15 protein-coding genes are annotated in these 17,617 nt (G+C 41.8%); 8 read left to right on the top strand and 7 right to left on the bottom strand.

Annotated features, from left to right (window positions below; translation table 11 throughout):
* Positions 1-127 precede the first annotated feature (127 nt).
* The 4 genes from ACFSQ3_RS12770 (at position 128) to ACFSQ3_RS12755 (ending at position 5,169) form a co-directional block, all read left to right on the top strand.
* A complete protein-coding gene (locus tag ACFSQ3_RS12770; protein WP_380869938.1) occupies positions 128-991 on the top strand; it encodes a hypothetical protein in 864 nt (287 codons plus the stop codon).
* An 88-nt stretch (positions 992-1,079) separates the two neighbouring features.
* Positions 1,080-2,918, top strand: a complete 1,839-nt coding sequence (locus ACFSQ3_RS12765; RefSeq protein WP_380869937.1) for a UbiD family decarboxylase — start codon at positions 1,080-1,082, stop codon at positions 2,916-2,918.
* 168 nt (positions 2,919-3,086) lie between these two features.
* Positions 3,087-4,775 (top strand): asparagine synthase B, encoded by a 1,689-nt coding sequence (gene asnB / locus ACFSQ3_RS12760; protein WP_380869936.1) that lies wholly within the window; start codon positions 3,087-3,089, stop codon positions 4,773-4,775.
* Between the two features lie 139 nt (positions 4,776-4,914).
* Positions 4,915-5,169 (top strand): hypothetical protein, encoded by a 255-nt coding sequence (locus ACFSQ3_RS12755; protein WP_380869935.1) that lies wholly within the window; start codon positions 4,915-4,917, stop codon positions 5,167-5,169.
* 304 nt (positions 5,170-5,473) lie between these two features.
* Here ACFSQ3_RS12755 and ACFSQ3_RS12750 read toward each other — a convergent pair whose 3' ends face one another.
* Both ACFSQ3_RS12750 and ACFSQ3_RS12745 read right to left on the bottom strand, forming a co-directional pair.
* On the bottom strand, positions 5,474-5,935 hold the full coding sequence (locus ACFSQ3_RS12750) for an NUDIX domain-containing protein (RefSeq protein ID WP_380869934.1): 462 nt from the start codon (positions 5,933-5,935) through the stop codon (positions 5,474-5,476).
* A 25-nt stretch (positions 5,936-5,960) separates the two neighbouring features.
* Positions 5,961-6,701 (bottom strand): hypothetical protein, encoded by a 741-nt coding sequence (locus tag ACFSQ3_RS12745; protein WP_380869933.1) that lies wholly within the window; start codon positions 6,699-6,701, stop codon positions 5,961-5,963.
* Positions 6,702-6,838: 137 nt separating this feature from the next.
* Here ACFSQ3_RS12745 and ACFSQ3_RS12740 point away from each other — a divergent pair, with 137 nt between their 5' ends.
* Positions 6,839-9,256 (top strand): alpha-ketoacid dehydrogenase subunit alpha/beta, encoded by a 2,418-nt coding sequence (locus ACFSQ3_RS12740; RefSeq protein ID WP_380869932.1) that lies wholly within the window; start codon positions 6,839-6,841, stop codon positions 9,254-9,256.
* Between the two features lie 129 nt (positions 9,257-9,385).
* Here ACFSQ3_RS12740 and ACFSQ3_RS12735 read toward each other — a convergent pair whose 3' ends face one another.
* From ACFSQ3_RS12735 to ACFSQ3_RS12715, 5 genes are all read right to left on the bottom strand, one after another.
* Complete coding sequence (locus ACFSQ3_RS12735; protein ID WP_380869931.1) at positions 9,386-10,279, bottom strand: ROK family protein; 894 nt, start codon at positions 10,277-10,279, stop codon at positions 9,386-9,388.
* Positions 10,269-11,360, bottom strand: a complete 1,092-nt coding sequence (gene aroC, locus ACFSQ3_RS12730; RefSeq protein WP_380869930.1) for a chorismate synthase — start codon at positions 11,358-11,360, stop codon at positions 10,269-10,271. Before aroC ends, ACFSQ3_RS12735 begins: the two co-directional genes overlap by 11 nt.
* 131 nt (positions 11,361-11,491) lie before the next feature.
* On the bottom strand, positions 11,492-12,748 hold the full coding sequence (aroA, locus tag ACFSQ3_RS12725; protein WP_380869929.1) for a 3-phosphoshikimate 1-carboxyvinyltransferase: 1,257 nt from the start codon (positions 12,746-12,748) through the stop codon (positions 11,492-11,494).
* Positions 12,748-13,854, bottom strand: a complete 1,107-nt coding sequence (locus tag ACFSQ3_RS12720; RefSeq protein WP_380869928.1) for a chorismate mutase — start codon at positions 13,852-13,854, stop codon at positions 12,748-12,750. Before ACFSQ3_RS12720 ends, aroA begins: the two co-directional genes overlap by 1 nt.
* 38 nt (positions 13,855-13,892) lie before the next feature.
* Complete coding sequence (locus ACFSQ3_RS12715) at positions 13,893-14,726, bottom strand: prephenate dehydratase (protein ID WP_380869927.1); 834 nt, start codon at positions 14,724-14,726, stop codon at positions 13,893-13,895.
* 538 nt (positions 14,727-15,264) lie between these two features.
* Between ACFSQ3_RS12715 and ACFSQ3_RS12710 the strand changes: the two genes are divergently transcribed.
* Genes ACFSQ3_RS12710 through ACFSQ3_RS12700 form a run of 3 tightly spaced genes read left to right on the top strand, consistent with a single transcriptional unit; the run spans position 15,265 to position 17,593 of the window.
* A complete protein-coding gene (locus ACFSQ3_RS12710) occupies positions 15,265-16,128 on the top strand; it encodes an EamA family transporter (RefSeq protein WP_380869926.1) in 864 nt (287 codons plus the stop codon).
* The gene (locus ACFSQ3_RS12705) at positions 16,125-16,742 is read left to right on the top strand and encodes an IMPACT family protein (protein ID WP_380869925.1); all 618 of its coding nucleotides are present in this window, start codon (positions 16,125-16,127) and stop codon (positions 16,740-16,742) included. The genes ACFSQ3_RS12710 and ACFSQ3_RS12705 overlap by 4 nt, the downstream gene beginning before the upstream one ends.
* On the top strand, positions 16,739-17,593 hold the full coding sequence (locus ACFSQ3_RS12700; RefSeq protein WP_380869924.1) for a nucleoside phosphorylase: 855 nt from the start codon (positions 16,739-16,741) through the stop codon (positions 17,591-17,593). Before ACFSQ3_RS12705 ends, ACFSQ3_RS12700 begins: the two co-directional genes overlap by 4 nt.
* The last annotated feature ends 24 nt before the right edge of the window (positions 17,594-17,617 follow it).

The following is a 17,617-nucleotide window of genomic DNA, read 5'->3' as shown; positions in this document are numbered from 1 at the left end:
TTGAAGACAATAAACAATGCGTATAAATCCGTGAAGAAGACTATGACAAAACAAAACGTGAAAGCGTCGTGTTCTAAATCTGAAGTTGTATAAAAAAGGAGATTAATTCATAATAGCAGCATAAAAAATGGGGATGCTTATCAGCGGGCTTAATAGTTATTTGGGTAGGAGAGCTGCCAGCAATTTAGCGTCTGAAAATTGCGAAGTTTTTGGACTGATAAGGGACGCGGAGCTTTTTAAAACAACCGGCTTCGAGCCGATAACTGCGGAACTATTGAATATTGATTTGCTCCGGAAAGGGAAAGCGTATGCTACTTGTCGATTAGATAATTTAGATATGGGCATTTGTTTCGCTCCCCCAACAAATTTAGACGATCAAGTAAGTTTACAAGTTGAATTAACTCGATTAAGGAATTTTATCGCACTTTTACAAGCAAATGCCTGCAATCGCATTGTGTATCTGGCCACGCTCGTGGATCGGGAATACCTAAGTTATGTACGGAAATTGTTTTCTGATCTGGGTGTTATCTACACATTGGTGCTTACCAATATTACATTGGGTAAGAACAGTTTAGCGGATCGGTATTTCCGACAGCTGATGTCCGAGAAATATATTTGGTACGATAATGCATTAGCAAATGTCCAATTTCGACCAATTTCGTCGCTCGATGTATTGCGTTGGTTACGTACGGTAAATTGGAAAGAAGATTTTAAAGATCAGGTGATTGAACTTGGCGGTATTCAACAGATGAGCGTTCGCGATTTGTTTAGGATGTATAAGAATCTCAATGAGGTAGAAAATGTTGGCGTTGCTGTGCCACATTTTATTTATAAATTGTTTTTCAAACAACGCCGCGAACTTCAAAAGGAAGATCACTTAGAAATTAAGCGCATGTTTAAATACGAATATCCGCTGGATAATTCTACTTGGGCAAAACGCGTTTCCTTCTCTTTTACGCCGATTGAGGAAGCGATACTGGAAGACCAATAAAGATCTCTTCACGATAATATTTTGAATCAATCGCTGTGTAACGGCGAATTATCCTGCTATTTTTGTAGGAAAGAAACCACGATTACTTATGGGATATAATAGCTTAGCAGCATGCGTTAGCGATTTGGAACAACATGGTCATTTAATCCGTATAAAGGAAGAAGTTGATCCGTATTTGGAGATGGCTGCAATCCACATGCGCGTTTACGATGCAGCTGGCCCAGCTTTATATTTCGAAAACATCAAAGGTTCTGAATTTCCTGCGGTATCTAACCTTTTTGGCACGCTGGATCGATCGAAATTTATGTTTCGTGATTCGTTGGATCATGTGAAAAAGTTGGTCGATGTGAAAATGGATCCGACATCTGTGCTGAAAAAACCATTTTATTACGCGAGTTCTGCGATGACTGCCTTGGGCGCTCTGCCTTGGAAACGGAAAGCAAATGCACCTATATTATATGGTAAAACATCGATTTCCAAGCTACCACAAATTGTCAATTGGCCGATGGACGGCGGAGCTTTTGTCACAATGCCACAAGTGTATACCGAGGATGCCGCAAAGCCGGGGATTATGAATGCAAACTTGGGGATGTACCGCATTCAGCTTTCTGGAAACGATTACATTCCTGATGAAGAAATTGGCTTGCATTATCAATTGCATCGCGGAATCGGCGTGCACCAAGCGAAAGCTAATGCACTCGGGCGACCATTAAAGGTATCTATTTTCGTGGGCGGACCCCCGTCGCATCCGCTTTCCGCTGTCATGCCTTTGCCGGAAGGTTTGTCGGAAATGATCTTCGCTGGTGCATTAGGAAATCGAAGATTCCGTTATTTTTATGACGATGAAGGTTTTTGCATATCGTCTGACGCAGATTTTGTCATTACTGGAACAGTCTATCCAAATGATAACAAACCGGAGGGTCCTTTTGGCGACCACATCGGCTACTATTCGTTGACGCACCCATTTCCATTGATGAAAGTGCATCGCGTCTATCACCGTAAAAATCCAATTTGGTCGTTTACGGTGGTGGGAAGGCCGCCGCAAGAAGATACAAGTTTTGGTGCGCTAATCCACGAAATTACCGGGTCGGCAATTCCTATGGAAATTAACGGGCTTCACGCGGTACACGCTGTAGACACCGCGGGTGTGCATCCGTTGTTATTTGCAATAGGTAGCGAAAGATATACGCCATACCAAAAGGTGGAACGCCCGCAGGAATTGTTGACTATCGCCAATCAAATTTTGGGCAAAAACCAACTTAGTTTGGCAAAATATTTATTTATCTCTTCGCACGAGGATAATCCGGATTTGGATATTCACAACGTGGTAGATTTCTTATCACATATTCTGGCTCGCATCGATTGGACAAGGGATGTACATTTTCAAACCAATACAACGATCGATACGCTGGATTATTCGGGAGATGGACTGAACACCGGTTCAAAAGTGGTGTTTGCTGCAGTTGGCGCACCAAAATATCACCTGTGTAGAGAATTGCCTGCACACTTTGACGCACCGCGACCGTTTTCTAATGCGAAACTGGCTATGCCGGGAGTTGTGGTTGTAGACGGCAGCGTGTTCGAAAACTACGAAATAGAGCCGCAACGTGTGGACAGTTGGGCAGCTCAGTTAGACCAAAGAAATCTTGATGGCGTTCGTTTAATTGTGATTGCCGATGATGCCGGTTTCACAGCAGAAACAATCGCAAATCTAGTGTGGGTTGCATTTACGCGTAGCAACCCTTCTCATGATATTTACGGCGTGGATTCTTTCACCAGTTTCAAACATTGGGGGTGTCGCGGACCGTTGATTATTGATGCACGTACAAAACCTCACCACGCGCCGGCGCTTATCAAAGATCCAAACGTAGAAAAACGCGTAGATCAATTGGGTGCAAAAGGCGGATCTCTACATGGCGTAATTTGATGTTACTAATAATGTTATGCTAGTTTTTGTGTAATGTGATTAATTATTTTGTGTTTATTTTGTTAAAAAATTAATAAAAATGCCAAAACGTTATGAATTTAATTTTTAAATCTGTTTCTTTGTTATGTAAATACAAACGAACCTAGTTTTCGATTAAATTTTAACATTATGTGTGGTATTATTGGAGCATTTGATATCAAAAAGCCAGAGGATGTATTAAGACCTCAGGTGTTAGAAATGTCTAAAAGAATTAGACACAGAGGACCGGATTGGTCTGGTATCTTCAGCGCTCCTAATGCACTTTTAGCGCATGAGCGTTTGGCGATTGTCGATCCACAATCAGGTAGCCAGCCTCTATACAGTGAAGATGGACAAGTTGTTTTAGCCGTTAATGGCGAAATATATAATCACCGCGAATTGCGGGAAACTCTGCCTAATTATCCATTTGCAACGCAATCCGATTCGGAGGTCATTCTAGCATTATATCTGCAACATGGTGCTTCATTTTTGAACGATTTGAATGGTATTTTTGGTTTTGCTTTGTATGATGCACGCAACGATAGCTATCTTATTGCTCGTGATCACATGGGAATTATTCCTCTATATTACGGTTATGATGAAGATCAACAACTATTTGTTGCGTCTGAATTGAAAGCTTTGGAAGGGTTCTGTACGCGCATCGAGCAATTTCCTCCGGGACATTACATCTATAGTGCTGAAGGAGCAGAACCAAAACGTTGGTATAGCAATGATTGGGAATCTTATGGAACGGTTGCAGAAAATGATACCGATATCGACAAACTAAAACAAGCTTTAGAAGATGCCGTGCATAGACAATTAATGTCCGACGTTCCTTATGGCGTGCTTTTGTCGGGCGGCTTGGATTCTTCCGTGATCGCGGCCATCACAAAAAAATATGCTTCGAAACGTGTAGAATCCGGCGATGCGGAGGAAGCGTGGTACCCAAGACTACATTCTTTTGCGGTTGGATTAAAAGGTGCGCCGGATTTGATTGCTGCAAAGAAAGCAGCTGATCACATCGGAACCATTCACCACGAAATCAACTTTACTATTCAAGAAGGGTTGGACGCTGTGCGCGATGTGATTTATCACTTGGAAACGTATGATGTAACGACGGTACGCGCATCAACTCCAATGTACTTGTTGGCACGCGTGATCAAATCCATGGGAATTAAAATGGTACTTTCAGGTGAAGGCTCGGACGAACTATTCGGAGGATATCTATATTTCCATAAAGCGCCAAACGCGCAGGAATTCCATGAAGAAACCGTTCGCAAGTTGAAAAAACTTTATTTATACGATTGTTTACGTGCAAATAAATCTTTAGCTGCCTGGGGTGTGGAAGGTCGTGTTCCATTCTTAGATAAGGAGTTTATCGATGTAGCGATGACTATTAATCCGGAGGATAAAATGATCAAAGATGGTCGTATGGAGAAATGGGTCGTACGTAAAGCATTCGAAGATTACTTGCCAGAAAGCATCGCTTGGCGTCAAAAAGAACAGTTCTCGGATGGAGTAGGATACAGCTGGATTGATACATTGAAAGCACAAGCGGAAGAGCGTGTGAGCGACGAAGCATTTGCTTCCGCAGCATCTCGCTTCCCAGTGAATACGCCTAAGAATAAAGAAGAATTCTATTATCGTTCTATTTTCGAGTCGCATTTTCCGTCCGATGCAGCAGCATCAACCGTGCCTTCGGTAAAATCGGTGGCTTGTAGTACACCGGAAGCTTTGGCGTGGGATGCATCATTCCAAAACGTAAATGATCCTTCCGGTCGGGCAGTGGCAAATGTGCACAATGATAGCTATTCAAAAGCTCCGGCACAGGCGGTTTAAAAGGTTTTAATCAATTCTAATTTATATGAACGAAAGAGCGCGAAAGCGCTCTTTTTGTTTTACAAAAAAAACATCACCGTAAGGGAAAATTTAATTTCTTTTTGATACGAATTTGTGATTTTTGTATTTATTTTTGGGCATGCAGGAGGAATCTAAGAAAATTATCGAACACTATCTATCTAATAACCAAGTAACCGTTGCATTAAAGCCAGATGACCAAGCTTTGTTGCGTAAATTGCTGTATAGCTACATAAAAATTAAAGGAGACCTCATGGCGATTGGAACACTGCTCGCTTACGTTTCCGAAACGTTACAAAGTACAGAATCATTTCCAAGCGATTTGGCGAAGATTGCCGCTTATGCTATTAAAAATAGCGTATTAGAAGATGAGTAGTTTCTTTTTTACACAAAAAAAGGCGATACGGGGAGTATCGCCTTATAATCACACTAACTATTAATAAAAACCCTATGGAACTAGGTGTTTTTCGAATCTAAAGGCTGGACGGGGCTTAGGTAAACCACTTGGTTTATCGCTTGCACTTACGCATCCAACGATGGTTAAAGATAAAAAGTATTCCACGATTATACAATACATTGCGAAAAAAAACGTTGCGATACGTCATTTTGTATTTAATAAACTGTATATCAGCTATATAAATTTATAACGAGCCTGATTTCCGCGAAATAAATCAGATTAATTATAGCCTTTTTAACCCTTTAAATTCTTCCCAAGCCACTTGATCGGTACGAAAAGTGAACATTTTTTTCTCAACTTTATCAAATGGAATAAGTTTGAATATGATGTCTTTTTCCGGGTTGTCTGCTGCGGGCATAGGAATAGAAGTAAACATCGGATGATTGCCATCCAGGAGCAAATCGCCCTTCGGTTTTATGGTGTAATAAACGGAAATAATTTGGCTATCGTTAAAGGACGATTTTTCGTAGAAATCCGTTGTGTATAAATGATCGATTACCTCAATGTCTAGGTCACATTCTTCTTTATATTCGCGCTTCAAAGCATCGATCAAACCTTCACCATATTCTAAACCACCACCTGGGAATTTTGTAAATGCACAATCTCCCAATTCTTCATCACTGATCAAAACTTCGTTTTTATGGTTCAATAAAATACCGTAAACGCGAACGTTGAATTTAAACATAGTGCACTATTATTATATGAATTAATTAAATAGAATCGAAACCAGAATCTACGCTACTTTCGTCAATCCCTACAATAGAATAGTGACGTGGAAGAAACCAAGCTAACGTATTCATTACCTGAATATAGGCTTCTTGGGTAGCAAACATTTTCGGTGTGATATTAAACACTAAATCTTGTGAAACTAAATCTTCGTTTTCTGGATTGCGGACCATTAACATCACTTTCGCATCGCGAATACCTGAATAGCTCAAGAACTCACGAATATGTTGACGCGTTTCCTTGGGAAGAATTTGTTCTGAAGGTTGTCCAATAAGCACTTTCTCATCCTTTGGCAAAACGAAATCCTTACCGTGTTCTGAGAAAATGCTTTCGTCGGTATAAAACTCGTCGTTCAGATATAGATTTAACAAATCGCCGTGAGAAAATACCCAGTCTGGTTGTTCTTTATGGGCGTTCACCACCAATCCAAATCCATTAGCTAGAATCGTTTTCAAACTTTGGCGAATCACGAAAGCTTTGAAATTTGTTTCTGGATCCACCGTTTTCACGTTCATATAGGCATATCCATCATTTGCTGCAGCAACTTCCGGTTCGGCCAATTGCAAGTTGCATTCGTCGATATTCTCCAGAAAATCGGCTATCCATTGCGGCGTACGCTCCGGTAAGCTAGTTTCCAATAAGTGCTGTAAATTGATGGTTTTTTCTAAGTTACCCAAAGAACCCATCGAACTGTTGTTCGCGTCGAAATAATGAATCGTACTCATAGTGTGTAAAAGACGCTAAAAGTAATAATTCTTTGTGGTATTTTATTTCCTTATCCACAATTCGACGGTTTTAATTAGGTCTACTTATCGGTTGCGATATAAAATTTTAGTATTTTTGTTTGAAACCATATTTAATAATGTCTTATACAAACGCTTCCCACCCAGTAGATTTGGAATCTTCGAAACTCAGTTTTGATGAGTTTCGTGATCTTATAATTGCGGACTACCGATTGGCAGTGGAAAGTCGGCAGGTCAGTCTTTTAGGTCGAAAAGAAGTGCTTACCGGGAAGGCAAAGTTTGGGATTTTTGGTGATGGCAAAGAGCTTGCTCAAATTGCGCTTTCCAAAGTGTTCGCCGATGGTGATTGGAGATCCGGTTATTACCGCGATCAAACGATGGCGTTAGCGCTTGGTTTTACAAATGTTTATCAATTTTTTTCTCAATTGTACGCGACGCCGGATTTGGACATTGAGCCGGCTTCCGGTGGTCGACAAATGAATTGCCATTTCTCCACGCAGTTGCTAAACGAGAAAGGTGAGTGGCTGAATCAAACGCAACAGAAAAATTCCGCTTCGGATATTTCTACGACTGGCGGTCAAATGGCTCGCGCGGTTGGTTTGGGACTGGCGTCAAAACATTACCGCGATAACGAATCTTTAAGCTATTTGCAGTATTTTTCTAAAAATGGTAATGAAGTGGTGTTTTGCAACATCGGCAATGCTTCTACTTCGGAAGGTGTGTTTTGGGAAAGTATTAATGCTATTGGGGTAAAGCAAATTCCCGTTGTTGTATCCATTTGGGACGATGGATATGGTATATCTGTTCCCAATGAAGTGCAAACAACGAAATCGAATATTTCGCAAGTGCTACAAGGTTTTCAAACCGATGAGCATGGAGTAGGGTTGGAGATATTTCGCGTGCGCGGATGGGATTACGCCGGACTATGTGAAGTGTATAAAAAAGCGGCCGACTTAGCTCGCGAGCAACATAAACCATGCATCATTCATGTTTATGAACTGACGCAACCGCAAGGACATTCAACGTCGGGATCGCATGAGCGCTACAAGAATTCGGAGCGATTAACTTGGGAAGACGAGTTCGACTGCAATAAGCAAATGCGCGAATGGATGCTGTCTTCTGGTATTGCTAGCGAGGAAACGTTGTCGGCTTTAGAAAACGAGGCGAAGCAGCATGTACGTGCCGAACAGCGCCGCGCATGGTCGGATTATCAGCAGGTATTGCAAAAGGATTTCGAGCAAGCAGTTTCGTTATTAGGAGCTATCAATGATGAAAGAATTGAAATGCCTCTGAAAACCTTGCAGTCGCTCTCAGAATATTCGTTGCATGAAATCTATGCGAATGTCAGGCGTGCTTTGCGCGAATTGCGCGGTGAAAATGTCGCCGGTAAATCTGCTCTTTTAAATTGGTACAATGCGCAACAAACGATCAATCAAGATCGATATAACGATTTCCTATTTTCGAATACCACGCAAAGTCCATTGTTGGTGGATACGGTTCAGCCGGAATATGCTGCTGATTCGGGTGTGGTCGACGGAAGGGAAATTCTAAATGCTTGTTTTCGGGAGAATTTCGCTAAAGATTCCCGTTTGGTAGCTTTTGGTGAGGATGTCGGACAAATTGGCGATGTCAATCAAGGATTTGCCGGCCTGCAGGAGCAGTTTGGTGTGGAACGTATTTTTGATACCGGAATTCGCGAATCAACCATCATTGGTAAAGGAATGGGCTTGGCGATGCGTGGTTTGCGTCCGATTGCTGAAATACAATATTTGGATTATTTAATCTACGCGCTTCCCGTGTTGAGCGACGATTTAGCGAGCTTAAGTTATCGAACAAAAGGTAGACAAAAAGCGCCACTGATTATTCGTACGCGCGGTCATCGTTTGGAAGGCGTTTGGCATTCTGGATCTCCAATGTCCGTGTTGTTGGGCGCATTGAGAGGTATTCATGTCTGCGTTCCGCGTAATATGACACAAGCGGCGGGCATGTACAACATGCTATTGAAGTCCGATGAACCTGCTTTGGTAGTCGAATGTTTGAATGGTTATCGGTTGAAGGAAAAAATGCCTGAAAACGTGAGCGAGTTTACGGTGCCACTTGGCGTGGCCGAAATCGTGCGCGAAGGATCGGACATAACTGTTGTATCCTACGGATCGACTTTGCGAATTGTACAAGAAGCAGCAATGGAACTGGAGAAGTTGGGCATTTCCCTAGAAATCGTTGATGCGCAATATTTGATGCCATTCGATCGCAATAAAATCTGTGCAAAATCGCTGAAGAAAACCAATAAGTTATTGGTGGTGGATGAAGATTTTCCGGGAGGCGCGTCCGCTTATCTGTCAAGCCAAATATTGGAAGCGCAGGGCGGGTATTATTCGCTTGACAGCCAACCAAAAACTTTAACAGCAAAAGCACATCGTCCACCTTATGGATCGGATGGTGATTATTTTACAAAGCCTTCGTTGGACGATGTCGTGGAAACTGTGTATGCGATGATGAACGAATCAAATCCACAAAAATATCCGTCGATTTATTAGTCGGCCAGAAATAAAACCTATTTAAGCAATTGCGTGAGGTAATCGCTAGAAATGACATAAAAAAAGCAAGCGAAATGAATTCGCTTGCTTTTTTATGTCTAAGTTCACTATAGGAAAACTTGATCTTTTCTATTCGCCTGTTTTTATGCCTGATTTGGGAAGGGGAGCATTGAATAATGATGCTGCTCCAATAATTGCGGCGTGTTCTTGATATTTCCCTAACTCAATATTGTATACGGCTAGTGCGGTTTTGCGTTTAGAAGAAATTTTGTCCCAAGCCTTAGTAATGTTTCCACCGATAATGAAATTGATGGCTTCGTGCTTTTCGCTGAAATATTCTAGAAATTGCAATAAATGATCCGCGTACTCATTCAATAGGGTAGTGGTTGCAGGATGTTCGCTATGTTTTTGCAAAATTTCCTTCAGACCACGTTCTAAAAAGCCGCTAAGCTCATGAAACCGTTTTGTAAACCATCTAGTGACTAAGAATTCCTCAAAGATTGTGTCTTTGTAGGGAGCTTCCCATAACGCAGCATCGAAGGCTTTTTGACCGTTCAACCAAACAGCACTTCCCAATCCGGTGCCCAATGTGATGCCCAAAATGCGATCTTTGTGTTCTAAACCCTGCGCGAAGATTTCACCTTGTAGAAATGCAGCGGCATCGTTGATGTACGTGATTTTTTCGACTGGAACACCCAAAGCTTCTTTAATCGGCTCCGTGACGAGCATATTATACAGGCTATCGTATTTGGTTTGACCGATCATTAATGCACGCCCTTCTTCATAATCGAATGGACCAGGCATAGCGATTCCAATACTGTGTACGGGCTCATTTATTGTGCTTAAACAATCGCGCATACACGATGTCCAATCCTGAAAAATCGATTTAGCATCAGCAGCCGAATTAACATGTTTTCGCGTAATGGTATCTTCCAAAATAATCCAGTTGTCTGTATCGACAATAGCGGCTGTAATATGTGTTCCACCAATATCACAAGCCAAAACGTAGCGATTATCGCGCATTCGATTGGTATTTAAGTAAATGATCGGCAATAACCAAGGCAGCCATTGCTTCAACAATGATGACGGCGCGAGGCACAACACAAGGATCATGTCTTCCTTTGCCGGAAATAGTTGTTTCGCTACCACTTTCATCGATCGTTGCCTGATCACGCATGATTGTAGCTACGGGCTTAAACGCGGTACGAAATGTGATATCCATGCCATTCGAAATACCGCCTTGAATCCCACCGGAAAAATTGGTGATCGTTTGGGTAGGTTTTCCTTCTTCGGCAACGAAAATGTCATTATGTTCTGAACCTAGCATTTCCGATCCGGCGAAACCGGATCCGTATTCGAAGCCATGCACTGCATTAATGCTCATCATGGCTTTGCCTAAGTCGGCATGCAACTTATCAAACACAGGCTCTCCTAAACCAACCGGAACTCCTGTGATCACAGTTGAAATACGCCCACCAACGGTGTCGCCATTCTTACGAACCTGATCGATAAACTCGATCATTTCTTCTGCCGTAGCAGGGTCAGCACAACGCACGATATTGCTTTCGCGTACGCGAACCAAATCGTTCATGTCTGACAAATCGAGATTAGGAGCCTCTAATTTTCCAACGCCGGATACATGTGCAAAGATGCTGATGCCATGTTTTTGCAAAAACAATTTTGCAATGGCTCCAGCCGCAACGCGCGCGGCAGTTTCCCGTGCAGAGGATCTTCCTCCACCGCGATAATCACGAATTCCGTATTTGACTTGGTAGGTGTAATCGGCGTGGGACGGGCGGAACTTATCTTTGATGTGCGAATAGTCCTTTGAGCGTTGATCTTCGTTTGGAATTTGTATAGCGATCGGTGTTCCTGTAGACTGTCCCTCAAATACACCCGAAAGAATGTGCGCTATGTCGCTTTCTTTACGTTGTGTAGTAATTTTGGATTGTCCAGGTTTCCGTTTGTCCAATTCCGACTGAATGAATGCTTCATCGATGTCAATTTGAGATGGGCAACCATCGATAATGACGCCAATTGCTTTTCCGTGAGATTCACCGTAGGTGGTAATCCGAAACAGATCGCCAAAAGAATTTCCTGCCATAGTTAAGTTTAGGTTGTAAATATATTAATTCAGCATCAAAAACAGTGCTTTTGATGCCGAATAATTTATGGTATTATCGTGATTTCTTGGCCGAATACGAAAAATTGGGAATCAAAATTTCCTGCTCGATACTATTTGATATTAAAATGCTGTTGTTCTAGGTTTAGCCAGAAATCGGGGTAAGATTTTTCTACTACGCTCGGTTCTAGTATGGTAACTTGCGGAAATACTAGCGCCAAAGGTGCGAATGCCATCGCCATACGATGATCTTCGTAGGTGGCAATCTCCAGTTTTTCCGGAACAAAAGCTTCCGACGTTTTTAAGTGATAGATTTCGTTATCTTCTACTAAATCGCATCCAAATTTGCCAATTTCTGCCTGAAGAGCAGCGATTCGATCCGTTTCTTTGATCTTTAAGGTTTCCAAACCTGTAAAGGTTACATCGATTTTCAACGCAGCAGCAACGACTACAATCGTTTGTGCCAAATCCGGACATTCTTTCAGATCCAAGAAAATGGGTTCGTTGGTTACCAATTCTTTTTGCAACAAGACACCGTCCTCCTGAAAAGTGGTGTGCACGCCAAAGCGCGTCATAATATTGGCAATAGCAATATCGCCTTGCAAACTGCTTTTCTTCAATCCGGGCAGAAACAAAGAACCTTCCTGCGATAGCGCAACGATGGAATACCAATAGGAAGCAGCGCTCCAATCCGGTTCTACATATAACGTAGTGTCTCCGAAATTTTGCGAAGGAATTCGAATGGTTTGCTCGTTCCACTCATAACTAATGCCTGATTCGCGAAGCATATCCAAGGTCATGCTAACATAAGGTTTGGACGTCAATTCGCCTTCAATATGTAAGCTCAATCCCTTTTCCAACGCTGGTGCAGCAAGCAATAATGATGAAATGTATTGACTGCTGATGTCGCCGGGAATAGCAACTGAATCTGCTATTTGCGACATCGGCCCTTCAATCTGCAACGGCGGATAGCCGTCCTTTCCAAGGTACTTGATATTCGCGCCTAACTTTTGCAAAGCATCCACCAACAGTTTGATCGGCCGTTCTTGCATACGCGCGCTTCCAGTTAACTCGAACGTGCCTTTCGCCAAATTCAAATAAGAAGTCAGAAAACGCATAGCTGTGCCTGCCGGGCCAATATCAATCGTAGTTGGCTGCGCCGAATTTTCGCCCGAATCAGCAAGTTGAACAGCTTTGTTCATCGTTACTGTGTCCGCCGCTTCCGAAAGGTTGGCTACCTGAACAGAACCTTTGCTCAAAGCTTGTATGATAAGTGCACGGTTGCTTTCGGATTTAGAACCCGTAAGCTTTACCGTGCCACCTACTTGCTTCGTCGGATGCGATAGAACAATGGATGTTTTATCGCTCATTATGCTTCTGCAATAGTTTTGCTATTCATTACTTCGTTTTGCTTACGAATAGATTCGTTGTGCAATAATTCTAAGTATTTTACGGCGAAATCTTCACCGATATTTAATGCTTTTGCCAATTGAACACGTTTTTGAACGATTTCATCCCAACGATTCACTTGCAAAATAGTCACGTTATTATCGCGTTTGTATTCGCCGATTTGCTCAGCAATTTTCATGCGATCACCGATCATTTTGATGATATCATTATCTAGTTTATCGATGTTTTCGCGAAGCTCAGAAAGCTTATCCTCGAATGCCGGATTGTTCGACTCTGCCTGACGAACGGCGATGTTGCCCAACATATCCGATAAAGCACCTGGAGTTAACTGTTGTTTTGCATCTGTCCAAGCTATTGATGGATCAATGTGCGATTCGATGATCAATCCTTGCATATCCATATCCAACGCTTTTTGCGTGATGTAAGGAATCAATTCGCGGTTTCCGCAGATGTGACTTGGATCATTGATGATCGGTAATTCTGGAGCGATCGTTTTTAATTGAATCGCGATGTCCCACATTGGTTCGTTACGGAATGCCGTTTTCTCGAAAGAAGAAAATCCGCGGTGAATAGCAGCTAACTTTTTGATGCCGGCACGGTTTACGCGCTCCAATGCACCGATCCACAACGAAAGATCAGGGTTAACTGGATTTTTAACGATTACCGGAACATCCACACCTTGTAATGCATCTGCAATTTCTTGCACGGTGAATGGATTTGCTGTGGAGCGCGCGCCAATCCAAAGCACGTCAACACCTGCTGCTAATGCCTCTTCTACGTGTTTTGCCGTAGCAACTTCCGTCGCCGTAGGCAATCCCGTTTCTGCTTTAGCGCGTTTCAACCACTCTAAACCAATGCTTCCAATTCCCTCGAATTCTCCGGGACGAGTACGTGGCTTCCAAATACCTGCGCGCAACACGTGCACTTTTCCGGTGTTTGCCAATAGATGAGCTGTGGAAACGACTTGCTCTTCTGTTTCAGCACTACAAGGTCCAGCAATTACCAAAGGTTTGTCGCCTGTATCAATCCATGAACTAAGCGGTAAGATGTCTAATGAATGTTTCATCGTTTATTTATATTTTATTTTTTTCTAATCTGTTTTTATTATACTTTCTCGTTCTTCACGTATTCGCCCATGATATTGAAATTCACGGAATGCTTAAGCACTTTGCGGATAGCAGCGTCATAATCCGATTGTTTCTTCCATTCTACATCCACGTAGAAATCGTACTCATTGCGTTTGCCGACAACCGGCATAGATTGAATTTTACTAAGATTTACGTTTTGCTCCGCAAAGCATTGTAAAATAATTGCTAGTGAGCCAACCGCATTTCCAGTTTGGAAGGAAAGCGATGCTTTGTTAGCATTCTTTTGCTCCACCACATCATTGGACAGAATAAGGAATCGCGTTGCATTCTTTTTGTTCGTTTCAATGCGGCGCTCAATAATATCTAATCCATAAATTTTGGCGGCCGCTTCACCTGCAATCGCTGCGGTGTTTGTCAACTTTTCCGAAACAATAGCTTGCGCGGAAGATGCCGTATCCATACCTTCTTTAACAATCCATTCCGGGTGCTCGCTAAGGAATTCGTCACATTGTCTGATCGCGATTGGGTGAGATTCTACAAACTTAATATCCGACAACTTCGTGCCCGGAAGTGCGAGAAGGTGTTGTTGAATATGCAGATGCACTTCGCCTAAAATATGGAAGCGATAATCTCTTAGTAAGTTGTAATTCGGTAAAATGCTTCCGGCAATGGAATTTTCAATGGCCATCACCACGTAGTCTGCTTTCCCTAGTTTCAGCAATTCGCAGGTTCTTTTGAAAGATTCGCATTCTAATGTTTCGATATCCTGACCGAAATATTTGTATGCAGCTTCCTCGTGAAATGAGCCTTTAACTCCCTGTATAGCAATTTTTAATTTTTCGCTTTCCATTATTTGTAATAGCATAAAAAAAGGCCCCGATTTTTGTTCGGGACCTCTGTTTACTTTTCGTTATAGTATGTACACAACAGTATCCCGCCTTTATTCGTGATAATAAAAGAAGCTAAAATACGTATGTGTAAAAAATCTGTTCATCTGTCTCGTTCTGTTTCCAAAAGTAGAACTAAAATTTATTATCACAAAATATTTTTTTAATTTTTTAGTAAAAATACGTTTATTTTTTGCGGTTTTTTTAAGTGTTTTTTAACCTGATTTGTATTAGTTTTTATGTGATATTTTACCTTTTAATAACCCTATTATTTCATATATTTTTCATTGTATATTTGTTAATAAATTGATAAATAGCTTATTGTGTTTTTTTTGTTTATGATTTTAAGCCCATTAATTTATGTTGATTTTTTGGTTTAAAATTGATGTTTTTTTTGGCTTTTTTTATTGTGAAAAATAAGTTGTAAATCTGTTTTTATTTCTTTGCTTATCGTTCCGAGATTTTAGAGGCTGTCATAATCTTTGTTAGTTTTGTGTCCTCATGCATTTTGTACTAATTAGCGTTTTATGTTCTGTTTCGGTTGCGGTTTTGTTGAAGTACGCACGAAAAATAGGATTAGATACTTGGCAGATGATCGTTTGGAATTATCCGGTAGCGATCTGCTTGACGTATTTTATTTTTACGCCCGATCTCGCTAATATCCACTTCTCCGAATTGCCGTGGGTGATTTATCTCCCGATGGCTGTCTTGTTGCCGACCTTGTTTCTTCTGTTGTCGAATTCACTGCGATACGCGGGGTTAGTGCAAACAGAAGTTGCGCAACGCTTATCGTTGGTCATCTCACTTTTAGCGGCGGTTTGGTTGTTTCGCGAGCAGTTCTCCGTGATGAGGTCGTTGGGAATCGCTGTCGGATTCGCTGCAATTGCCTGCTTGATTGGTTGGCAGAAAGAAGTTGGCTCTGTTACCGATGGATGGAAAAGGTGGCTTTTCCCCTTAACGATTTTCGTCGGTTACGGAACAGTCGATATTTTGTACAAGCTAGTAGCCTTGGAGAAAACGGTCGCTTACACCACCTCAATGTTTTTTATGTTTCTCGGTGCAATGACGCTTTCAGCTATTATTTTGGTCACGCAGTTGGTGAGTAAAAGAAAAGTGTTTTCTAGTAAAGCGATGGGAGCGGGGTTGTTATTAGGTGTTTTAAATTTTGGGAACATATTGTTTTACATGAAAGCACATCGCATACTTTCTGATAGTCCGTCTGTCGTGTTTACCGGAATGAATATTGGCGTGATTGGTTTAGGAGCGCTAATTGGCGTTTGGTTATTTAGGGAACGTTTGTCTTTGCTTAATGTAGTTGGTATTTTGCTGGCAGTAGTTTCCGTATTAATGATTGCATATCTGTGAGTTTGTTTGATGATACATACCGTACGATCGAAGCATCGCACGAAGGAATTTTTAGAGATAAGGGAAGTAAATTTATCGCATACGCGTATCCATTTACGGATGAAAGTGAGCTTAAGGATATTATACAATCCTTGAAAACGCTACATCCAAAGGCGCGGCACCATTGCTGGGCATATCGTTTGACAGCGGATCGATCCGTTTTTCGCATCAATGATGATGGAGAACCTTCAGGCACGGCAGGTCGACCAATTTTAAATGTTTTGCTTTCGCTCGATGTAACCAATACGTTGGTCGTTGTAGTGCGCTATTTCGGTGGAACATTGCTGGGCGTTCCCGGGTTAATCAATGCCTATAAATCGGCCACGCAGGAAGCCTTATCGCAAGCGGATATTGTCGAAAAAACGAGTGACGATGTATATGAGGTGCGGTTTCCTTATTTGCAGATGAACGACATTATGCGTATCATTAAAGAAGAAAATATTGCTATTCAAGATCAGCAATTTGATAACGATTGTACTATTCGCGTCGCTATTCGAAAAATGCAGGTCAATGCTGTTATTGGTCGACTGGAGAAAGTGGATAGTACCACGCTACATTATATTAGAACGATATGATCAACGATTCTGAGTTAATATTGAATCAAGATGGTAGCGTCTACCATCTCAATCTTCTTCCGGAAGATATTGCCGAGCAAATTATTTTTGTTGGCGATCAAGAGCGTGTCCCGTTGGTATCCCGATATTTTGATAAAATAGAAACGAAGAAAGGAAAACGCGAATTCATTACGCATACCGGTTATTTGAATGGACAGCGTATTTCAGTTGTTTCTACCGGAATCGGGACGGATAATATTGATATCGTTATCAACGAGATTGATGCTTTGTTTAATATTGATCTAGCAACCCGAATGCTTAAATCCGATGTAAAATCGGTCGATATTATTCGTATTGGAACCAGCGGTTCAATGCGTCAGGATATAGAAATCGGTCAGGTGATGGCGAGCGAATTTGGTGTTGGGTTTGATGCGTTAATGCAATTTTATAAGAAGTCGTATACTGCGGAAGAAGAGGAAATTCGAGATATCATAACCGATGCGTTTTCGGAATTTGACATTCGGCCGTATGTTGGAAAAGCGGATGATTCGCTTTTAAATAAATTTGCATTCGATTTGCCGAAAGGCATTACCGTAACGGCGCCAGGTTTTTATGGTCCGCAAGGTCGGAAGGTGCGAACCCAAGATACTGCTCCGCAATTTGTCGATGTGGCGAGTCGATTAGACATCGAAGGTCGACATATTACTAGTTTGGAGATGGAGACGGCCGGAATTTACGCGCTTTCCAATATGTTTGGACATCGCGCGATATCGATTAATGCTATTTTAGCTAGTCGTGTTGATGCGCGATTCAGCGAAAACCCACAGCAAGTTATTGAGCAGGCTATCGAATTGGTTCTTAGCCGATTCTAATCAGAAGAAGAAAGAATTTCTTAC

The sequence above is a fragment of the Sphingobacterium corticis genome (assembly GCF_042684745.1).
Taxonomy (GTDB): Bacteria; Bacteroidota; Bacteroidia; order Sphingobacteriales; family Sphingobacteriaceae; genus Sphingobacterium; species Sphingobacterium corticis.
Note: the sequence above shows the minus strand (reverse complement) of the source record. Positions and strands in the feature narration are given on the sequence as shown.

Coding starts and splice junctions, on each gene's coding strand:
- ACFSQ3_RS12735 (WP_380869931.1), bottom strand. CDS start 10,279: ATGCGCGATAATCGCTACGTTTTGGCTTGTGATATTGGTGGAACACAT.
- ACFSQ3_RS12765 (WP_380869937.1), top strand. CDS start 1,080: ATGGGATATAATAGCTTAGCAGCATGCGTTAGCGATTTGGAACAACAT.
- ACFSQ3_RS12755 (WP_380869935.1), top strand. CDS start 4,915: ATGCAGGAGGAATCTAAGAAAATTATCGAACACTATCTATCTAATAAC.
- ACFSQ3_RS12710 (WP_380869926.1), top strand. CDS start 15,265: ATGCATTTTGTACTAATTAGCGTTTTATGTTCTGTTTCGGTTGCGGTT.
- ACFSQ3_RS12715 (WP_380869927.1), bottom strand. CDS start 14,726: ATGGAAAGCGAAAAATTAAAAATTGCTATACAGGGAGTTAAAGGCTCA.
- ACFSQ3_RS12750 (WP_380869934.1), bottom strand. CDS start 5,935: ATGTTTAAATTCAACGTTCGCGTTTACGGTATTTTATTGAACCATAAA.
- ACFSQ3_RS12720 (WP_380869928.1), bottom strand. CDS start 13,854: ATGAAACATTCATTAGACATCTTACCGCTTAGTTCATGGATTGATACA.
- ACFSQ3_RS12700 (WP_380869924.1), top strand. CDS start 16,739: ATGATCAACGATTCTGAGTTAATATTGAATCAAGATGGTAGCGTCTAC.
- aroA (WP_380869929.1), bottom strand. CDS start 12,748: ATGAGCGATAAAACATCCATTGTTCTATCGCATCCGACGAAGCAAGTA.
- aroC (WP_380869930.1), bottom strand. CDS start 11,360: ATGGCAGGAAATTCTTTTGGCGATCTGTTTCGGATTACCACCTACGGT.
- asnB (WP_380869936.1), top strand. CDS start 3,087: ATGTGTGGTATTATTGGAGCATTTGATATCAAAAAGCCAGAGGATGTA.
- ACFSQ3_RS12745 (WP_380869933.1), bottom strand. CDS start 6,701: ATGAGTACGATTCATTATTTCGACGCGAACAACAGTTCGATGGGTTCT.
- ACFSQ3_RS12740 (WP_380869932.1), top strand. CDS start 6,839: ATGTCTTATACAAACGCTTCCCACCCAGTAGATTTGGAATCTTCGAAA.
- ACFSQ3_RS12770 (WP_380869938.1), top strand. CDS start 128: ATGGGGATGCTTATCAGCGGGCTTAATAGTTATTTGGGTAGGAGAGCT.